General features: G+C 67.6%; 16 protein-coding genes and 2 tRNA genes. 9 read left to right on the top strand and 9 right to left on the bottom strand.

Going from position 1 to position 16,929, the window contains the following annotated elements; genetic code table 11:
* Positions 1-84: 84 nt before the first annotated feature.
* Positions 85-882, top strand: a complete 798-nt coding sequence (locus MRBLMD1_RS18970; RefSeq protein WP_364402589.1) for an HNH endonuclease family protein — start codon at positions 85-87, stop codon at positions 880-882.
* A gap of 51 nt (positions 883-933) precedes the next feature.
* Here the strand turns inward: MRBLMD1_RS18970 and def are convergent, their stop codons facing one another.
* The 3 genes from def to orn form a co-directional block, all read right to left on the bottom strand.
* Positions 934-1,506, bottom strand: coding sequence for a peptide deformylase (gene def / locus MRBLMD1_RS18975; protein WP_224026377.1), 573 nt, complete (start codon positions 1,504-1,506; stop codon positions 934-936).
* Positions 1,507-1,636: 130 nt separating this feature from the next.
* Positions 1,637-1,709, bottom strand: a tRNA-His gene (locus MRBLMD1_RS18980).
* 129 nt (positions 1,710-1,838) lie between these two features.
* Positions 1,839-2,468, bottom strand: a complete 630-nt coding sequence (gene orn / locus MRBLMD1_RS18985) for an oligoribonuclease (RefSeq protein ID WP_364402591.1) — start codon at positions 2,466-2,468, stop codon at positions 1,839-1,841.
* 155 nt (positions 2,469-2,623) lie between these two features.
* Here orn and mptB point away from each other — a divergent pair, with 155 nt between their 5' ends.
* A complete protein-coding gene (mptB, locus tag MRBLMD1_RS18990; RefSeq protein ID WP_201302416.1) occupies positions 2,624-4,180 on the top strand; it encodes a polyprenol phosphomannose-dependent alpha 1,6 mannosyltransferase MptB in 1,557 nt (518 codons plus the stop codon).
* A gap of 6 nt (positions 4,181-4,186) precedes the next feature.
* Here the strand turns inward: mptB and MRBLMD1_RS18995 are convergent, their stop codons facing one another.
* Positions 4,187-4,894 carry a DNA alkylation repair protein gene (locus MRBLMD1_RS18995; protein ID WP_364402593.1) on the bottom strand — a complete coding sequence of 236 codons (708 nt, stop codon included), beginning with the start codon at positions 4,892-4,894 and terminating at the stop codon, positions 4,187-4,189.
* Between the two features lie 79 nt (positions 4,895-4,973).
* Here MRBLMD1_RS18995 and MRBLMD1_RS19000 point away from each other — a divergent pair, with 79 nt between their 5' ends.
* Complete coding sequence (locus MRBLMD1_RS19000) at positions 4,974-5,876, top strand: aldose 1-epimerase family protein (RefSeq protein WP_364402595.1); 903 nt, start codon at positions 4,974-4,976, stop codon at positions 5,874-5,876.
* On the opposite strand, the gene MRBLMD1_RS19005 is transcribed toward MRBLMD1_RS19000, so the two are convergent.
* Positions 5,873-6,655, bottom strand: coding sequence for an alpha/beta hydrolase (locus MRBLMD1_RS19005; RefSeq protein ID WP_364402597.1), 783 nt, complete (start codon positions 6,653-6,655; stop codon positions 5,873-5,875). The two genes, MRBLMD1_RS19000 and MRBLMD1_RS19005, sit on opposite strands and share 4 nt — an antisense overlap.
* The gene (locus MRBLMD1_RS19010; protein ID WP_364402599.1) at positions 6,655-7,761 is read right to left on the bottom strand and encodes a LacI family DNA-binding transcriptional regulator; all 1,107 of its coding nucleotides are present in this window, start codon (positions 7,759-7,761) and stop codon (positions 6,655-6,657) included. Before MRBLMD1_RS19010 ends, MRBLMD1_RS19005 begins: the two co-directional genes overlap by 1 nt.
* A gap of 167 nt (positions 7,762-7,928) precedes the next feature.
* On the opposite strand from MRBLMD1_RS19010, the gene MRBLMD1_RS19015 reads away from it, so the two are divergent.
* Genes MRBLMD1_RS19015 through MRBLMD1_RS19025 form a run of 3 tightly spaced genes read left to right on the top strand, consistent with a single transcriptional unit; the run spans position 7,929 to position 11,148 of the window.
* A complete protein-coding gene (locus MRBLMD1_RS19015; RefSeq protein WP_364402601.1) occupies positions 7,929-9,098 on the top strand; it encodes a Gfo/Idh/MocA family protein in 1,170 nt (389 codons plus the stop codon).
* Complete coding sequence (locus MRBLMD1_RS19020) at positions 9,098-10,312, top strand: dihydrodipicolinate synthase family protein (protein WP_364402603.1); 1,215 nt, start codon at positions 9,098-9,100, stop codon at positions 10,310-10,312. The genes MRBLMD1_RS19015 and MRBLMD1_RS19020 overlap by 1 nt, the downstream gene beginning before the upstream one ends.
* Positions 10,309-11,148, top strand: a complete 840-nt coding sequence (locus MRBLMD1_RS19025) for a sugar phosphate isomerase/epimerase family protein (RefSeq protein ID WP_364402605.1) — start codon at positions 10,309-10,311, stop codon at positions 11,146-11,148. Before MRBLMD1_RS19020 ends, MRBLMD1_RS19025 begins: the two co-directional genes overlap by 4 nt.
* Positions 11,149-11,280: 132 nt before the next feature.
* Here the strand turns inward: MRBLMD1_RS19025 and xylB are convergent, their stop codons facing one another.
* Positions 11,281-12,699 (bottom strand): xylulokinase, encoded by a 1,419-nt coding sequence (xylB, locus tag MRBLMD1_RS19030; protein ID WP_364402607.1) that lies wholly within the window; start codon positions 12,697-12,699, stop codon positions 11,281-11,283.
* 3 nt (positions 12,700-12,702) lie between these two features.
* Positions 12,703-13,890 (bottom strand): xylose isomerase, encoded by a 1,188-nt coding sequence (xylA, locus tag MRBLMD1_RS19035; RefSeq protein WP_364402609.1) that lies wholly within the window; start codon positions 13,888-13,890, stop codon positions 12,703-12,705.
* 149 nt (positions 13,891-14,039) lie between these two features.
* Here xylA and MRBLMD1_RS19040 point away from each other — a divergent pair, with 149 nt between their 5' ends.
* Positions 14,040-15,266 carry an ROK family protein gene (locus MRBLMD1_RS19040; protein WP_364402611.1) on the top strand — a complete coding sequence of 409 codons (1,227 nt, stop codon included), beginning with the start codon at positions 14,040-14,042 and terminating at the stop codon, positions 15,264-15,266.
* A gap of 51 nt (positions 15,267-15,317) precedes the next feature.
* Here MRBLMD1_RS19040 and MRBLMD1_RS19045 read toward each other — a convergent pair.
* A tRNA-Arg gene (locus MRBLMD1_RS19045) sits at positions 15,318-15,390 on the bottom strand.
* A gap of 208 nt (positions 15,391-15,598) precedes the next feature.
* Here MRBLMD1_RS19045 and MRBLMD1_RS19050 point away from each other — a divergent pair.
* Positions 15,599-16,150 (top strand): single-stranded DNA-binding protein, encoded by a 552-nt coding sequence (locus MRBLMD1_RS19050; RefSeq protein ID WP_159631781.1) that lies wholly within the window; start codon positions 15,599-15,601, stop codon positions 16,148-16,150.
* 186 nt (positions 16,151-16,336) lie between these two features.
* Complete coding sequence (locus MRBLMD1_RS19055; RefSeq protein ID WP_364402613.1) at positions 16,337-16,915, top strand: DUF6993 domain-containing protein; 579 nt, start codon at positions 16,337-16,339, stop codon at positions 16,913-16,915.
* The last annotated feature ends 14 nt before the right edge of the window (positions 16,916-16,929 follow it).

The following is a 16,929-nucleotide window of genomic DNA, read 5'->3' on the forward strand; positions in this document are numbered from 1 at the left end:
CAACAGTGTGGATATCAGCGGACGGCCGGCCCCATTGTCCTAGGCTCTTGGGGTGCCCGACTTTCCCCTCCCGGCGTCAACCCCGTGACCGTCAGCTGGTCCGCCTACCGCCGCGCACGCCGCCGTTCCCGGCAGGCCTGGGCGCTTCTGGTGACGGCCGCGGTCTCCGTCCTTGCCGCACTGTTCTGGTTCTTCACCGCCGGACAGTTCGCGGCAGCCGGGCCCGCCACGGAGGGGCCCACGGAGGCGCCGGTCTTCGACTCCGCATGGATGAAGCCGGTCCAGGAACCCAACCCGGTGCCGGCCGGCAGCGCCCTCGCAGCCCTTGACGGCCTGGCTGTCAAAGGGCGGGCGCCCAGCACCGATTACAGCCGGGAGGCCTTTGGCCAGGCCTGGCTCGATGTGGACCGCAACGGCTGCGACACCCGCAATGACATTCTTCGCCGGGACCTCGCCGATGTTGTGTTCTCGGAGGGTTCCTCCTGCAAGGTGACGGCCGGGCACTTCCGGGAACCCTACACGGGGCAGGATATTGATTTCCGGCGCGGTTCGGACAGCAGTCGCGCGGTCCAGATCGACCACGTCGTCGCCCTGGGTGATGCCTGGCAAAAGGGCGCCCAGCGTTTGGCGCCGAAGGAACGCCAGAGCCTGGCAAACGATCCCCTGAACCTCATCGCGGCGGACGGCGCCGCCAATCAGCAAAAAAGCGCGGGGGACGCCGCTACCTGGCTGCCCAAAAATACGGCAATCCGCTGCCATTACGTGGCCAGGCAGATTTCCGTGAAGGCCGCGTACGGGCTGTGGGTAACGGCAGCGGAAAAGGACGCCATGAAGCGGGTCCTGGCCTCCTGCCCCCAGCAGCAGACCATTACGGCAGGCTGACCGGCATCCGCAGGGCCGGCTCGGTGGCCGGCGGCCCAGTGGCTGGACCGGTCAGTGTCCGAAGGGATCCGGGTCAACGCCGGGCATCCAGGTCAGCCCCGGCACGCCCCAGCCGTTCTTCTTGGCCTGCTTCATGGCCTTGCGGGAATACCGGTCCAACAGCCGGTTGACGTACAGCTTGCCGTCCAGGTGGTCATACTCGTGCTGGATGACCCTGGCAAACCAGCCTGTGGCCTCGAAGCGGACCGGTTCCCCGAACCCGTCAAAGCCCTCCACCCGGGCCCATTCGGCCCGCTTGAGCGGATACTGTTCGCCCGGGAAGGACAGGCAGCCCTCTTCCTCTTCATCAGGATCGGGAGCAGCACCTGAGACCTTCGACAGGGTCAGGACGGGATTCACCAGGACGCCGGTTGGGGGAGCGCCGTCGTCATTGGCGTACTTGTAAACGAAGATCCGCTTGCCGACGCCGATCTGCGGGGCGGCCAGGCCCACCCCGTTGGCGGCGTCGTTGGTTTCGAACATGTCGGCAATCAGGGTGCGCAGTTCGTCGTCGAAGACCTCCACCTCGGCGGCGCGGCGGTGCAGGACAGGCTCGCCCCAGATGGTGATCGGCAGAACGGTCATATCAGTAGTCCTTCGGCTTCGCGGTGTCCCCGGCTGCAATGCGTGTGCCCGGTGGGGCACGACAAAGGAGGCCGCACCGGATATCCGGTGCGGCCTCCTTTGTTGACGGCTGCATGTGCCGCCCCGTGAGGGTGAGCGACGGGGGTTGAACCCGCGACCTCCTGGACCACAACCAGGCGCTCTGCCAACTGAGCTACGCCCACCATGTGCCTCAAGGGAATTCCACCGGAGCGGCTCCCTGGAAACGCAACTCAAATAGCTTACCTGCTCGAAGAGGGTGCTTTGTCCACTTTCAGCGATTTGAGCGAAATTTCCTCAAAACGTGGCGCAGATTACTCCGCGGACTGGTTCCCGGCGTCCCCGTTGGTGATTCCCCTGGCAATCTTCTGGGCGGTGGCGCTGTCCGGCCCGGGGGCGGGGACGAACACTGCCTCGCGGTAGTAGCGGAGCTCGTCGATGGAGTCCTTGATGTCTCCCAGCGCGCGGTGGCCACCCTTCTTCGCCGGCGACTGGAAGTACGCCCGGGCGTACCAACGGCGCGAGAGCTCTTTGATGGTGCTGACGTCAATGACCCGGTAATGCAGGTGCTCCACCACGGCAGGCATGTCGCGGGACAGGAACACCCGGTCGGTTCCCACGGAGTTGCCGCCCAGAGGTGCTTTGCGCGGATCCGGGACCCATGTGGAGATGTACTCCATGACCGCGGCCTCTGCTTCTGCCATCGTCTTGCCGTGCGGCAGTTCCGCCAGCAGCCCGGACTTGGTGTGCATGTCCCGGACGAAGTCGGACATCTGGGCCACTGCGGCATCGTCGGGTTTGATGACGACGTCGACCCCGTCACCAAGGATGTTGAGCTCCGAGTCGGTGACCAGTGCTGCCACCTCGATCAGGGCGTCGTTCTTGATGTCCAGGCCGGTCATTTCGCAGTCGATCCAGACGATTCGTTCGTTAGATATAGGCACCGGACCAGCCTACCGTTACACTTCCGGGCACCCTGCCGATGCTAGGATTTCGGTACGCGGCGGGTCGCCCTTCCGCCCCTTAATCGTGTCCCGGCCGGCCCGCGCGGCCCGCCGGCTCAACAGCGGAAAACGCAAGAAGATTGGACGATCCTGAGATGACGGCGCCTGTGCCCGCAACGGGGGAGATGGCGGCGGCCGGTATTGCCGGAACGGGCAGTGCCGAGGTGGACAATCCGCGCTCACCCCTGCTTGCCGGTTTCCTGGGCTCCATGTTCATGATGATTGGCTCCATTGGCGTCGGCTGGCTGGCCCCGGTCTCGGAACTGCGGCGGATGCCCGTGTTCATCTGGATGCGGACGGAGGCTCCCGGCGTGGCGCTGTCCATCGTCCTGGTGGCCATCGGCGGCATGCTGCTGGTGCGTGCCTGGCTGCGGCTGGGCCAGAAAGTCCGGGTGTGGGGTGAACAGGCACGGCGGGCAACCCTGTCCGCGGTGGTGGCTTGGGGACTTCCCATGATGTTCAGCGTGCCGCTGTTCAGCCGCGACGTGTATGCGTACATCGGGCAGGGGCGCCTGATGGTGGAGGGCTTCAATCCGTACGAAAACGGCATTTCCGCGCTGTCCAACTACTTCCAGCTCGGCGCCGACAAAATGTGGACCGAGGCGCCGGTTCCCTATGGCCAGCTGTTCCTGTGGATCGAGCAGTTCGTCGTCTGGGTGACCAACGTCCAGCCGGAGGCGTGCGTCATGCTCTTCCGGCTGGTGGCGCTGGCCGGTGTGGTGCTCTGCGTCGTCTACGTGCCCCGGCTCGCCGAACTGCACGGCGTGAACCCGCACCGCGCTCTCTGGCTGACCGTGGCCAACCCGCTCTTCCTGACCAATTTCATTGCCAGTGTCCACAACGACTCCCTGATGATCGGGCTCGCCCTGGCAGGCTTGTACTACTCCGCGACCCGGCGCCAGGTCCGTGGCATCGCCCTGGTGACCCTCTCCATCGCGGTGAAGCCCATCACCATTGTCTTCCTGCCCTTCATCGGCCTCCTGTGGGCAGGCCGGAACGCGGGCTGGCTCCGGAAAGTGGCGTTTTGGGCCCTGACGGCCGGCCTGAGCCTGGCGCTGTTGACCGCCTTGAGCATGGTCAACGGGTTCGGCTTCGGCTGGATCAACGGCCTGTCCGCGCCGGGCAGCATTTCGATCTGGTACGCCCCGGTGGGCTTGATTGGCATGGTGGTCGGATCCCTGGCCACCGCTTTCGGCTTTGACGGTTCGGTCCCCGCGGGCTGGGTATTCGACGCCGGCAAGCTGCTGGCCGTGGGCATCGTCGCCTGGCAGATCTTCAAGGGTGACTACGACCGCCTGATGCGCCGCCTCACGCTCGCCTTGGCGGCCGTGGTCCTGCTGGCCCCGATCATCCAGGCCTGGTACGTCGTCTGGCTCATACCGCTCTTTGCCGTGACCGGCATCAGGAACGACTGGCAGGTCAAGGCCCTGTACTTCGTGGTGTCCTTCTTCATGATCTACGCCATTTCGGACCAGTTGGACGTTTTCCCGTACCTCCAGACCCAGGACCTCGGCTTCGCCCTCGCCCTGGCCCGCGTTGCCGCGGCGCTGACCGCCCTGCTCTTTGCCCTGTACCTGATCTTCTGGGACCCCGGCACCCGCAGGCTGTTCCGCAAATCGCACCAGCCCGTCGTCGAACGTCCCGTGATCTAGCGGCCGCTATTGCTGTGCGGCCCCGGCGCTGATCCTGCGCAGGGCCTCCCGCCGCGACAACGGACTCATGGCGTCCTTGTTGCGGGAAACGAACGCCTCCACCCACTCCGGTGCGGTCTTGGCGTACTCGCGCAGCGCCCAGCCGATGGCCTTGCGGATGAAGAACTCCCGGTCCGCCAGGTTCGGCTCGATGATGGCGGCGAGCAGTCGCGTGTCGGTGGCCTTCCCGGCGCGCAACTGCGACGTGATGGCGGCCCTGCGGATCCAAAGGTCGGGGTCCCTGCTCCACTGCAGCAGGAGACCGGACATCTCCCGGGGGTGCGACTGCAGCAGGGTGCAGATCCGGCCGGACACGCCATCGGCAAAATCCCACCATGCACCTGTCCGGATCATTTCTGCGTACACAGGAAGCATGTCCAGGTCGGAGGCCACCAGCCGGTGTGCTGTCAGGTCGATGGCCGCGTACTTCTCCTCCCGGAACGTGGAGGTGCGCCACAGGTCAAGCACGGTGGCGCGCAGCTGCCCGGCGGAAACCGGCGGATGCTCCCGGGCAGCCCGCTTCGCGATGCGCCGCACCTCGGGAACCCGTACGCCGAGCGAGGGGAGCTCGGACTTCATGTAGGCCTGCGCTCCCGCGGCCCGGGTAGGCTCGGCCAGCCCGTGGAGTGCACCCCTGACGGTGGCGATGAGGTCCTGGTCGGCGGCCGTATCCATGGGGCAACTGTAGCCAGTGGACAGCGCCGGTGGTGCGGTAGGCTGGTGAGCGCTAACACACTACGACGCAGAGGTAACCATGCCCGGAACTGAAGTCCACCTCGCCCACGGACCCTACTCCGCCGTCGTCACCCTCCGCGGCGGGGCGGTTAGGGAACTCCGCCACGGGGACAGGGACTTGGTGGTGGGCTTTGGTCCCGACGGACCCGTACCCGACTACCGCGGCGTGATCTGCGCGCCCTGGCCCAACCGCCTGGCGGACGGCACCTACTCCTATGGGGGCAAGTCCTATGCCGCTGCCGTCAACGAACCGGAACGCGGCGCTGCCCTGCATGGCCTTGCCATCCACCGGCCATGGAAGGTGCTGGAAGCGGCCGCGGACCGCGCCGTCCTGGGTTGCCGCATTCCGGCCGGCCCGGATTACCCGGGTGACCTGGAGTTGTCGGTGACCTATACGCTCTCCGACGACGGGCTCCATGGCATGGTACGGGCGGTCAACACCGGTGCCGCTGCCGCCCCGTACGGGGTGTGCCCCCATCCCTATCTGGTGGCCGGTCCGTCCCCGCTGGATGACTGGACGCTGGATCTGCCGGCCGCTGCCTACCTGGAGGTGACCCCTGACCGGCTGCTGCCGGTGGGCATGCGGCAGGTGGACGGGGATGCCTTCGACTTCCGTTCGCCGCGGCGTCTGGGGCCGGTGAAGATCGACCATGCCTTCACGGACATCGCCCGGGACGGTGCGGGCCTGGCCCGGGTGCGGGTACTGGACCCATTGGGTACAGGTGTGGAACTCGAATGGGGCGCCGAATGGCCCTGGGTCCAGGTGCACACCGGCGACAAGCCCGCCCGCCCGGACCGGCTGGGCCTGGCTGTTGAACCCATGACGTGTCCGCCTGATGCCATGCATTCAGGCACGGACCTGGTGCACCTGCAGCCCGGCCAGGCCCACTCGGCGGGCTGGACCATCCGCGCTCTGGGCTAGGCCGGTCCGGCCTCGGCGGGGCCGGCCGTGGCGGCTTGGTGGACGGAGTCCGTCCATCCGGCACGCTGCAGCCAGGCTGCGCACAGTGCGGTCCACTGCCGTGGTCCGGGGTGGTCCGCGGCAAGCCCCAGCCCATGCCGTCCCTGCGGGAAGACATGCAGTTCCGCCGGAACGCCGGCGGCAAAGAGCGCCCTGGCATAGTTCAGGCTGTTGCTCACCGGAACGGCGTCGTCATCGGCTGTATGCCAGAGGAAGGCCGGCGGCGTCCGGGGAGTGACGTTCAGCTCCGGCGAGAGGGCCCTGAGGAGGTCCGACGGCGGCGCGCCGCCAAGGAGGTTTGCCACCGATCCCTGGTGCGCCTCGTGGGTCAGTGATGCAACCGGATAGCAGAGCACCGAGAGGTCGGGGACGGCTGCGGCCACATCCAGGTCCGGGTTTCCGGTGGCAGCTGCCGTGCTGAGGGTGGCCGCCAGGTGGCCGCCGGCGGAGAAGCCCAGGACGCCGATGCGCTCCGGGTCGACGGCGAACCGGTGCTGTCCCTTCCTGATGTGGAGCACTGCTTCCTTTGCATCCTCCAGGGGAGCAGGGTGCCGGTCAGGGGCCACCCTGTAGCGGAGGACGAAGGCGTGGATTCCCAGGGAGGCCAGCCACTCTGCAACGGGCTCCGCTTCGTGGTCAGCCTGGCGGGCGTATCCTCCTCCCGGCAGGACCAGGATGGCCGGCCGGGCGCCGGCAGCCCCGGGACGGGCGGGAACTGCCGTAAGCGCACGCGCCGCCATCAGGCGGCAGCTTCGGTGCTGCGCCGCAGCGTGACCTCGCCTGTGATGTCACCGGGTGAAGCGTCGTCGGCGCCGTCGCCGTCGTCGCCGGCAAGCCTCCGCTGGGTGGCCCGGGTGGCCACGCGCCCAATGTCCTCCAGCGGCAGGCGGACCGTGGAAAGGGCCGGCCGGAAGTCGCGGAGGGTCTCAATATCGTCGAAACCGGCGATGGCGGCGTCGCGGGGGATGCGGAGCCCCTCGGACCGCAATGCTGCCGCGGCCCCGATGGCCATCACATCGTTGACGGCGAAAATGCACAGCTTGGGTGCGCCGCCCCCCTCGCCGGACGGGCCCGCGTTGGTCCGGGCTGCCTTGATCCGGGCGGCCAGTTCAAGTCCGGCGTCATATCCTCCGGACCGGTTGAACGCGCTGCGGAGCACTTCCGCCGGCCGCCGCCCGGCCCGTTCCAGTCCCTCCTGGAAACCGCGGACCCGGTCATCAGAGGTCAGGAGGCCTTCGGGACCGCCGACAATGACGAAGTCCCCGTCCCAGCTGCCCGCAAGTTCGGTGGCCAGCCGGCCGGCCAGCTCCTGGTTGGGCACTTTCACCACGTGGTACCCCTCCGGAGCAGTTGCACCCACGACGGGGTGGCCCACCACCGCCACTTGGCCGCCGTTGCGGCAATACCGGTCAAGTTCGGCTGCCAGCTCGCTGTTGCCGTCCTTGTCCTCGTCGCGGCTTGAGCGGGAACCGGCGATCACGATCGAGTCTGCCCGGCGCGCCGCGAACGCAGCCACCGCTTCCTTTTCCTCCGCGGGGCCGCCGCCGGTGGTGGCAAGGAGTACCATCTTTCGCTGTTCCCGGGCGGCTTCCTGCACGCCCCTGGCAATGGCCGCGAAGTAGGGATCGGCAATGTCATGGACGATCAGGCCGATCAGGCCGGAACTGGATTTCGCCAGCCCCTGTGCCTGTGCGTTGGGGATGTAGCCGAGCGACTCAGCCGCCTGCCGGACCCGTTCGGCAATGTCCTTCCCCGGTTTGCGGGCGGATCCGTTCAGCACGCGGGAGGCCGTGGCGGGGGAAACGCCGGCAAGGCGGGCCACCTCGGTAAGGGTACTTGCAGCCACTGCATCTCCTGGTCTTGTACGGGCTCGAAGGCTAAAGCACATTATGGCAGTTCAAACTAGTTCCGGAAAGCGCTTGCCAAGGGGGAGCGCGCCGTGCATCATGGAGGCAGTGGGAATGCGCTTTCCCAATTAGCTTGACTACCTTGCTCACTCACCGTGGAGGACACATGGGCTTCGAAACAAAGACAATCCGCATCGCCATGAACGGCATCACCGGCCGGATGGGCTACCGCCAGCACCTGCTGCGCTCCATCCTGCCCATCCGCGATGGCGGCGGCTTCACCCTCCCGGACGGCACCAGGGTCCAGGTTGAACCCATCCTGGTGGGCCGCAACGAGGCCAAGATCCGGGAACTGGCGGAAAAGCACAAGGTGTCCGAGTGGACCACGGACCTGGACGCCGTGATCAACGACCCCACGGTGGACGTCATCTTTGACGCCTCCATGACCAGCCTGCGCGCCGCAACCCTGAAGAAGGCGATGCTGGCCGGCAAGCACATCTTCACCGAGAAGCCCACGGCCGAGACCCTCGAAGAAGCCATTGAACTGGCCCGCATCGGCAAGGAGGCGGGCGTTACTGCCGGCGTCGTCCACGACAAGCTCTACCTCCCGGGCCTGGTCAAGCTCCGCCGCCTGGTGGACGAGGGTTTCTTCGGCCGCATCCTCTCCATCCGCGGCGAGTTCGGCTACTGGGTCTTCGAAGGCGACATCCAGGCCGCGCAGCGCCCGTCCTGGAACTACCGCAAGGAAGACGGCGGCGGAATGACCACGGACATGTTCTGCCACTGGAACTACGTCCTGGAGGGCATCATCGGCCAGGTCAAGAGCGTCAACGCCAAGACCGCCACCCACATCCCCGCCCGCTGGGACGAGGCAGGCAACGAGTACAAGGCCACCGCCGATGACGCCTCCTACGGCATCTTCGAACTCGAGACCCCGGGCGGCGACCAGGTGGTCGGCCAGATCAACTCCTCCTGGGCAGTGCGCGTCTACCGCGATGAACTGGTGGAGTTCCAGGTGGACGGCACGCACGGTTCCGCCGTGGCCGGCCTGAACAAGTGCGTCGCCCAACAGCGGGCCCACACCCCCAAGCCCGTGTGGAACCCGGACCTGCCCGTCACAGAATCCTTCCGCGACCAGTGGCAGGAAGTTCCCGCCAACGCTGAACTGGACAACGGCTTCAAGCTGCAGTGGGAAGAGTTCCTGCGCGACGTTGTGGCCGGCAGGGAACACCGCTTCGGCCTGCTGTCCGCCGCCCGCGGTGTCCAGCTCGCCGAACTTGGCCTTCGGTCCAATGACGAGCGCCGCACCATCGACATCCCGGAGATCACGCTCTGATGACTTCCCTTATCCTTCCCTCCGAGGACGGCGGCACCAGGGAGTACCGCCTCCAGGGCGCCACGCCGTGGGCCCGCCCCACCGCCCCGCTTACCGCCCGGCGCGCCTACGCCGCGGCCCACGTCATCCCCGAGGTCCTCGCCGACAACACTCCCGGAGCCCCGGCGCGCCTGGACTGGGACGCCACCATGGCGTACCGCCACGAGCTTTGGTCCTATGGTCTTGGCGTGGCCGACGCCATGGACACCGCCCAGCGCGGCATGGGCCTTGACTGGGCCGCCACGCAGCAGCTCATCAAGCGCACCGGCGTCGAGGCAGCCTCGGTGGTCTCGGCCAACAACCCGGCCACCGCCGGCAAATCGGTCCGTGACCTCGTGTCCTGCGGTGCCGGTACCGACCAGCTGGACCTCGACGCCCTGCCCACGGGTGAGGCCGGCCTGAAGGCCGTCCTCGGGGCATACCGTGAGCAGATTGCCGTGATCAGCGAGGCCGGCCCCAAGGTCATCATCATGGCATCCCGGGCACTCGCCAAGGCAGCACGTGGGCCGGAAGACTACCTGAACGTCTACTCCACACTTCTGCAGGAGGTTGACCAGCCGGTCATCCTCCACTGGCTGGGCACCATGTTCGATCCCGCCCTGGCGGGCTACTGGGGCTCGGACGACGTCGCCACCGCCACTGAAGCCTTTCTGGGCCTGATCAGGGACAACGCGGCCAAGGTGGACGGGGTCAAGGTCTCCCTGCTCGACGCCGGCCACGAGGTGGCCCTCCGTGCCGCCCTACCCGATGGCGTCCGCCTGTACACCGGGGACGACTTCAACTACCCGGAGCTCATCGACGGCGACGGCAGCCACCACTCCGACGCCCTGCTGGGCATCTTCGCGGCCATCTACCCGGCCGCTTCCGTGGCCCTGCAGAACTATGACGCCGGAAATCCGGCCAGGGCACGGGAAATTTTGGACTCCACCCGTGAACTGGGCAAGCACATTTTCAGCGCCCCGACGTTCTACTACAAGACCGGCATCGCGTTCATGTCCTGGCTCAACGGCAAGCAGCCCGGGTTCCAGATGGTCGGCGGCCTGCACTCCGGCCGCTCCGTCTGCCACCTTGCCCGGACCTTTGAGCTGGCCGACCAGGCCGGCTTGCTGAAGGACCCGGCGCTGGCCGCCTTCCGCATGTCCGATTACCTGCGGATCAACGGGGTGGGAGTATGAGCGACTTCTCCCGCCTGTCCATCAACAGCGCCACCACCAAGAAGTGGACGCTTGCCCAGGTGGTCGAGGGCTGCGTCAACGCCGGCATCCCCGCCATCGGCCCCTGGCGCGACCGGGTGGCGGAGGCCGGTCTGGACAAGGCAGCACGCCTGATCAAGGACGCGGGCCTGCGTGTGTCCTCGCTGTGCCGCGGCGGGTTCCTCACGGCGGCGGACGCGGAAGGCCAGGCAAACGCGCTCGCCGACAACCGTGCGGCGATCCTCGAAGCCGTGGCGCTGGACACCACCGAACTGTTCCTGGTGGTGGGCGGACTCGCGTCAGGGGAGAAGGACATCGTGGGCGCCCGGCAGCGTGTGGCTGACCGGCTCGCGGACCTGGTCCCTTTCGCGCAGGAAAACGGCGTCCGCCTGGTGTTGGAACCGCTGCACCCGATGTACGCCGCGGACCGCGCACTGATCTCCACCCTGGGGCAGGCCCTGGACCTTGCGGCGCCCTTCGACGCATCGACAGTTGGCGTCGCCGTCGATACTTTCCACGTCTGGTGGGACCCGGAACTGAAGGCGCAGATCGAACGCGCCGGCCGGGAGAACCGCATTGCCTCCTACCAGGTGTGCGACTTCAACATGCCCATCGCGGCCGATCCGCTGCTCTCCCGCGGGTACATGGGCGACGGCGTGGTGGACTTCGCCACGATCGGCACCTGGGTCCGCGACGCCGGGTACACCGGCGACATCGAAGTGGAGATTTTCAATCAGGAGATCTGGGACACGGACGGCAACACCGTCCTGGCCACGGTCAAGGAGCGGTACGCGGAGCTTGTCCTGCCGTACGCCTGACCTGGTTCAAGACCGCGGGCTCCTGCTGCGTCACGGCAGGAGCCTGCGCCCCACATGAAAGGACCCGGACCCAGGGAGGGTTTCCCACCCTGGTTCCGGGTCCTTTTTCCTGCCCGCTGCCCTGCTGCAGCCCTATGCGTAGAGCGAGGCGAACCGGCGGTACCTTGCCAGCACGCCGGCGTCGTCCTTTCCCAGCGGAAGGTCGACGGCGTCTGCCGCCCACTCGGGGAAGCGTCCGGTGAGTGCCGCCGCAGCCTGGCGCGCGGCGCCGTCGGCCACGTACTCGCCCGGCTGCGGCACGGTGACGCCGGTTCCCAGCAGGCTGGCGGCCACTTCCTGCACGGCTGCTGACTGGGCTCCGCCGCCCACCAGGAGAATCCGCCGGGCGGTCACGCCCTGGTCCTGCAGTGCTGCCAGGCCATCCGCCAGTGAGCAGACAACACCCTCGACGGCGGCGCGCACCAGGTTGGCGGGGGTGTAGTTGGCCCGCGTGACGCCGTGCAGGGAACCGGTGGCGTCCGGCAGGTTGGGCGTCCTTTCCCCATCGAAGTAGGGGACCAGGGTGAGGCCGCCGGCGCCGGGCCCGGCAGACAACGCCAGCCGGTTGAACTCGGCCAGGTCCACGTCCAGCAGGGAGGCGGTGGCATCGAAGATGCGGGTGGCATTCAAGGTGCACACCAGCGGCAGGAAATGCCCGGCGGCGTCGGCGAATCCGGCCACCAGTCCCGAGGCGTCAGCCGCCGGTGAATCCGAGACCGCGAAGACGGTCCCGGACGTGCCCAGCGACATCACCACATCGCCCAACCGGGCCCCTGCACCAAGCGCGGCCGCCGCATTGTCCCCGGCGCCTGCCGCCAGGAGGGTGCCCGCCGGCGTCTTTCCCGCCGCTTCCAGGGGCCCGAGGACCCGGGGGAGGACCGGCACATGGCCGAGTGCCGCGGACAGGACGTCCGGCAGGTAACTGCCTTCCGCCGTCGAGTAGTAGCCCGTACCGGATGCGTCGGAGCGGTCCGTGGCCAGTGCGGCCAGCCCCTCTTTACCGCTGCCTGGCCCGTGGCCGGCGAGCCGCCAGGTGAGCCAGTCATGCGGCAGGCAGACCGCAGCCACCCTGGCGGCGTTTTCCGGTTCATTTTCCGCCAGCCAGCGCAGCTTGGTCAGCGTCAGGGAGGCCACCGGCACCGTACCGGTGGCGCGCGCCCAGTACTGCGCGCCGACGGCTGGATCGCCGCCGCCGGCGGATTCGATGAGTTCCAGGGCGGCGCCGGCGCTGCGGGTATCGTTCCACAGCAGCGCCGGCCGGATCACCGCACCGTCGCTGTCCAGGCAGACCATGCCGTGCTGCTGGCCTCCGACAGACACGGCGCGGACGTCATCCAGTCCGCCGGCGTCTGCCACCGCCTTCTGCAGTGCGGTCCACCAATGGTCCGGGTGGACCTCGGTGCCGTCAGGGTGGGGGGCCCGGCCCTGGCGGACCAATGCCCCGGTATCCGCATCGCGGATCACCACCTTGCACGACTGGGTGGAGCTGTCGATGCCTGCGACGAGCACCATGGCCTAGTGGGCGCCCAGGAGGTGCTCGACGGCGAGCTGGTTGAGCCGGACGAATGCGAAGGAGCGCTCAGCAGCCTTGTCGGCGTCGAAGTCCTCGAAGGCTGCGGCGTCTGCCAGCAGGTCTGCGGTGCTTTCGCCGGCACTGAGGGTGGGCTCGCCGAGTTCGAAGACGCCGGAGGTCTTGAGTGCTTCCTGGACCTGCGGGTCTGCGCGGAACGCCAGCGCCCGTTCCTTCAGCAGCAGGTACATGGCCATGTTGGCCTTGGCGGACTCCCACACGCCGTCGTAGCCGTCGGTGCGGGAGGGCTTGTAGTCGAAGTGGCGCGGGCCGTCGTACTTCGGGCCGCCGCCCGGGAAGCCGTTCTCCAGCAGGTCGACCGTGAAGAAGGCGCTGGTGAGGTCGCCGTGGCCGAACACGAGGTCCTGGTCGTACTTGATGCCGCGCTGGCCGTTGAGGTCGATATGGAAGAGCTTGCCGGCCCAGAGTGCCTGCGCAATGCCGTGGGTGAAGTTCAGTCCCGCCATCTGCTCGTGGCCGGTCTCGGGGTTCAGGCCCACGATGTCGCCGTGTTCGAGCTGGGCAATGAAGGCCAGGCCGTGGCCGACAGTGGGCAGGAAGATATCGCCGCGGGGTTCGTTCGGCTTGGGTTCAAGGGCGATCCGCAGGTTGTAGCCCTTGTCCTTGATGTAGCCGGCCGCGGTGTCAACGCCTTCCTTCATGCGGTCCAGGGCGGCTGCCAGGTCCTTGGAGCCGTCGTATTCGCTGCCTTCGCGGCCGCCCCACATGACGAACGTTTCGGCGCCGAGCTCTGCGGCGAGGTCGATGTTGCGCAGGACCTTGGAGAGGGCAAAGCGGCGGATGGAACGGTCGTTGGAGGTGAAGCCGCCGTCCTTGAAGACCGGGTGGCTGAACAGGTTGGTGGTCACCATGGGGACCTTCAGCCCGGTCTCCGCCAGGGCTGCGCGGAAGTTTTTCAGGATCAGGTCCCGCTCTGACGCGGAGGCATCAAAAGGAACAAGGTCATTGTCATGGAACGTGATGCCGTAGGCGCCCAGTTCTGCCAGGCGGTGGACTGCCTCCACCGGATCCAAAGCGGCACGGGTGGCCACGCCGAACGGATCGGCGCCGGTCCAGCCGACCGTCCAGAGGCCGAAGGTGAACTTGTCAGCGGGCGTGGGGGAGAGAGTCATGATGCGTCCTTGCGATCGGGTTGCGCCGCGGAATTGCGAAGCTTTAGTTCATTGCCTGAACTATATGAGCGGACGTAGGGTGGGGTCAATAGTCCAGCGTGGAGACCGCCGAAAAACTTGGCGGAAGCGTCTAACCAAGGAGCATTGTGATGGTGATGCCGGCGCCTGCAGCGGCGGGGTCCGGATCCCCGGCCCCCGGAAACGTGGGGGACGTGAGGCGCAGCAATCTTGCGCTGGTCCTCGGCGCGATTGCCGAGTTCCCGCCCGGCACGCATCCCAGCCGTGCCCAGGTTGCCGGCGCCACCGGATTGACCAAGGCGTCGGTGTCCAGCCTGGTCCTGGACCTCCTGGACGCCGGGGTCATCCGCGAAATCGGGCTTAACCCCCAGGGCCGCGGCCGGCCGGGCGTGGGGCTGGAGCTCAGCCCCAGCCGTGCGGTCATGGGAATGGAGGTCAACGTCGACTACATCTCCGCCGCCGTGGTTGACCTGTCAGGGAAGGTGCTGCTGCGCGAGGTACGGGAGCGCGATAACCGGAACAGCCCGGACAAGCCGGTGCTGGCTGCGCTCGCAGGCCTGGCAGCCAGGGTGCGGAGCGCGGCCGGGGAACAGGGCGTCGACGTCGTGGGCGGCGGGCTGGCGGTGCCCGGACTGGTGGACCCGGCCAGGGCGCGCGTGCTGACCGCTCCCAACCTGGGCTGGGTCAATGTTGACCTCGACCTTGACGCCCTGCTGCCCGAAACAGCGCTGGGGGTTGCACTGTTCAACGAGGCCAATGCCGCAGCCCTGGCCGAACTGCGGCACCGGCCGGACCGCGCAGCGAACTTCCTTTTCGTCTCCGGTGAGGTGGGCGTGGGCGGCGGGATTGTCATCGGTTCCGAGCTGTTCACCGGCCCCGGGGGCCATGCCGGCGAAGTGGGACACATCGTGGTGGAACCGGACGGCGGCCATTGTTCCTGCGGCGGGACCGGCTGCCTGGAGACGGTGGCCGGCCAGGACGCCATCTTCATTGCTGCCGGCCTGGCCCCGGACGGGAGTTCACGGTCTGCCGCGATGACAGCGCTCCTGCAGGCACTCGAGGGCGGGGCACCCAAGGCGGTATCCGCCGTCGAACGTGCGGGCCGCTGCCTGGGCATAGCGCTTGCTTCAACGGCGCGGGTGGTAGATATCGATTCGGTGGTACTGGGCGGCCATTTCGCAGTCCTTGAGCCCTGGCTGCGTGCCCCGTTGCTGGACAGCCTGCAGAAATATGCGCCCGGAAAGTATGCGTCGGAGCAGGTAACGGTGTCCGCGGTGGGGGAGTTTGGTGCCCTGCTGGGGGCTGCCGGCAGCGTGATCCGGTCCCTTGTGGACGCGCCGCACCGGCTGCAGGCATAGCGGCGGGTGCACAACGCCCCGGTCCGAAGACCGGGGCATCAGCCACCAAGGTGCCCCAGGAGGGAATCGAACCCCCGACCGGCGGATTAGAAGGCCGCTGCTCTATCCCCTGAGCTACTGAGGCATCAGCTTCCGGCCTGCAGGCCGGGCGCCTCAAAAAGTTTACATTGTCCGGCATGGCGGCGGCGTCATCCGGCCTGCACTGTTCCTCCCCATGTGGCGTGGTGGGCCCTGTTGTCCACATACGGGCAACCGGGCCTCCTGCCCGCGGGCATCCGGGGCGATGCTGGTCATGCCTGCTACAGGCGCCACCATCCAGACAGGACGTAGACATGAGCGAAACGATTACCATCCGGGGCTTCGTTGCCACTGAGATCACGAGTTCCACCACGCCGGGAGGAGTGGCCACAGCCTCCTTCCGGCTCGGTTCCACCACGCGCCGCTTTGACCGGGAATCCAAAACGTGGGGCGACGGGCACACCAACTGGTTCACCGTGCAGGGCTACCGCAACCTCGCCGGGACCCTGGGCTGCAGCATCCGGAAAGGCCAGCCGGTCATCGTCGTGGGCAAGCTGAAGATCCGCACCTGGGAAAAGGAAGGCCGGGTCTACCACTCCACCATCATCGATGCCGAGGCCGTGGGGCATGACCTTACCTTCGGCTCGGCAAACTTCATCCGGACCGCTTCAAGGCCTGCGCTTTCCCTCGTGGAGCAGCCGCAGTCCCCGGAGGATGCCCCTGCCATGGACCCGGCCCTTGACGAACCGGAGGACCGTGAGGACGACCATCCCGGGGAGCTTGGCCATGCAGCGGTCGTCATCGAGGACAACGACGGCGGACTCGCTGCCCTTGACCTGGAAACCGGGGAACTCGCCGAAGTCTAGGAAACACGCATCAGCTGTCAACATTCCCCGTTCAGTCCCGGGCGGACGGACCGGTGGCACCCCCGCCCGCCGACCGTCCGCCCGCCTCCATCCCACCCCCGCCACCATGCGTCCGCACCGGCGCGCGGGTGGACACCTGCAGCCGGCCATACCGGCCGGGCGTCCGGCGCATGGCACAATGACACCATGCGTCCCACCCCTCACCGCCGGCAGATAAACCGGGCCGGTGCAGCCCTGACATGTGCTGTCCTGGCCGCTCTCGTGTCGGGGTGTGCAGCCGGTCCCGCAGCGGACAATCCGCGGGTTGAGGGCAGCGGTGACGGATCGTTGAAGGCACCGGCACCGGCAACGGCAACGGCGGCACCGGCCACGCAGGAAGCTGCAGCCCAGGGTGCCAATCCAGCGGCCCCAGGCAGCGCCGCCGACGGGGAAACGTTGGCCAACACGTCAGCCGGTGCCAGCACCTCGGCCGCCGCGGCCACCGAAACCGTAAAGCGGACCCTAACCGACGCCCTGGCCAAACTGGCAGCAGGAACACCCAAGCCGGCCACGGCCCAGGTCAGCGACGCCCTGACGGGAGCCGGCATCGCGCCGGCAGTGCTCCAGGTCTCGCAGAGCCGGACGCCCACCGGCCTGGAGGCGGACGCCATTGAGGCTGCCGTGCTGCAGGGCAAAGACTGCGTCATTGGACAGGTGCGCGAGGGTGCAGTGACCGTCACCGTCCTTCCGGTCCTGGCCAACGGCAAGTGCTTCGTGGGTTCCTGATCCTGCTGACTTTC

Source organism: Pseudarthrobacter sp. LMD1-1-1.1 (assembly GCF_040676255.1).
Classification (GTDB): Bacteria; Actinomycetota; Actinomycetes; order Actinomycetales; family Micrococcaceae; genus Arthrobacter.

Excerpts from the sequence above, each read along its gene's own strand:
- mptB (WP_201302416.1), top strand. The coding sequence starts at position 2,624 with ATGACGGCGCCTGTGCCCGCAACGGGGGAGATGGCGGCGGCCGGTATT.
- xylA (WP_364402609.1), bottom strand. The coding sequence starts at position 13,890 with ATGACTCTCTCCCCCACGCCCGCTGACAAGTTCACCTTCGGCCTCTGG.
- MRBLMD1_RS19040 (WP_364402611.1), top strand. The coding sequence starts at position 14,040 with ATGGTGATGCCGGCGCCTGCAGCGGCGGGGTCCGGATCCCCGGCCCCC.
- MRBLMD1_RS19000 (WP_364402595.1), top strand. The coding sequence starts at position 4,974 with ATGCCCGGAACTGAAGTCCACCTCGCCCACGGACCCTACTCCGCCGTC.
- MRBLMD1_RS19055 (WP_364402613.1), top strand. The coding sequence starts at position 16,337 with ATGCGTCCCACCCCTCACCGCCGGCAGATAAACCGGGCCGGTGCAGCC.
- MRBLMD1_RS18995 (WP_364402593.1), bottom strand. The coding sequence starts at position 4,894 with ATGGATACGGCCGCCGACCAGGACCTCATCGCCACCGTCAGGGGTGCA.
- MRBLMD1_RS19020 (WP_364402603.1), top strand. The coding sequence starts at position 9,098 with ATGACTTCCCTTATCCTTCCCTCCGAGGACGGCGGCACCAGGGAGTAC.
- MRBLMD1_RS19050 (WP_159631781.1), top strand. The coding sequence starts at position 15,599 with ATGAGCGAAACGATTACCATCCGGGGCTTCGTTGCCACTGAGATCACG.
- xylB (WP_364402607.1), bottom strand. The coding sequence starts at position 12,699 with ATGGTGCTCGTCGCAGGCATCGACAGCTCCACCCAGTCGTGCAAGGTG.
- MRBLMD1_RS19025 (WP_364402605.1), top strand. The coding sequence starts at position 10,309 with ATGAGCGACTTCTCCCGCCTGTCCATCAACAGCGCCACCACCAAGAAG.
- MRBLMD1_RS19015 (WP_364402601.1), top strand. The coding sequence starts at position 7,929 with ATGGGCTTCGAAACAAAGACAATCCGCATCGCCATGAACGGCATCACC.
- def (WP_224026377.1), bottom strand. The coding sequence starts at position 1,506 with ATGACCGTTCTGCCGATCACCATCTGGGGCGAGCCTGTCCTGCACCGC.
- MRBLMD1_RS19005 (WP_364402597.1), bottom strand. The coding sequence starts at position 6,655 with ATGGCGGCGCGTGCGCTTACGGCAGTTCCCGCCCGTCCCGGGGCTGCC.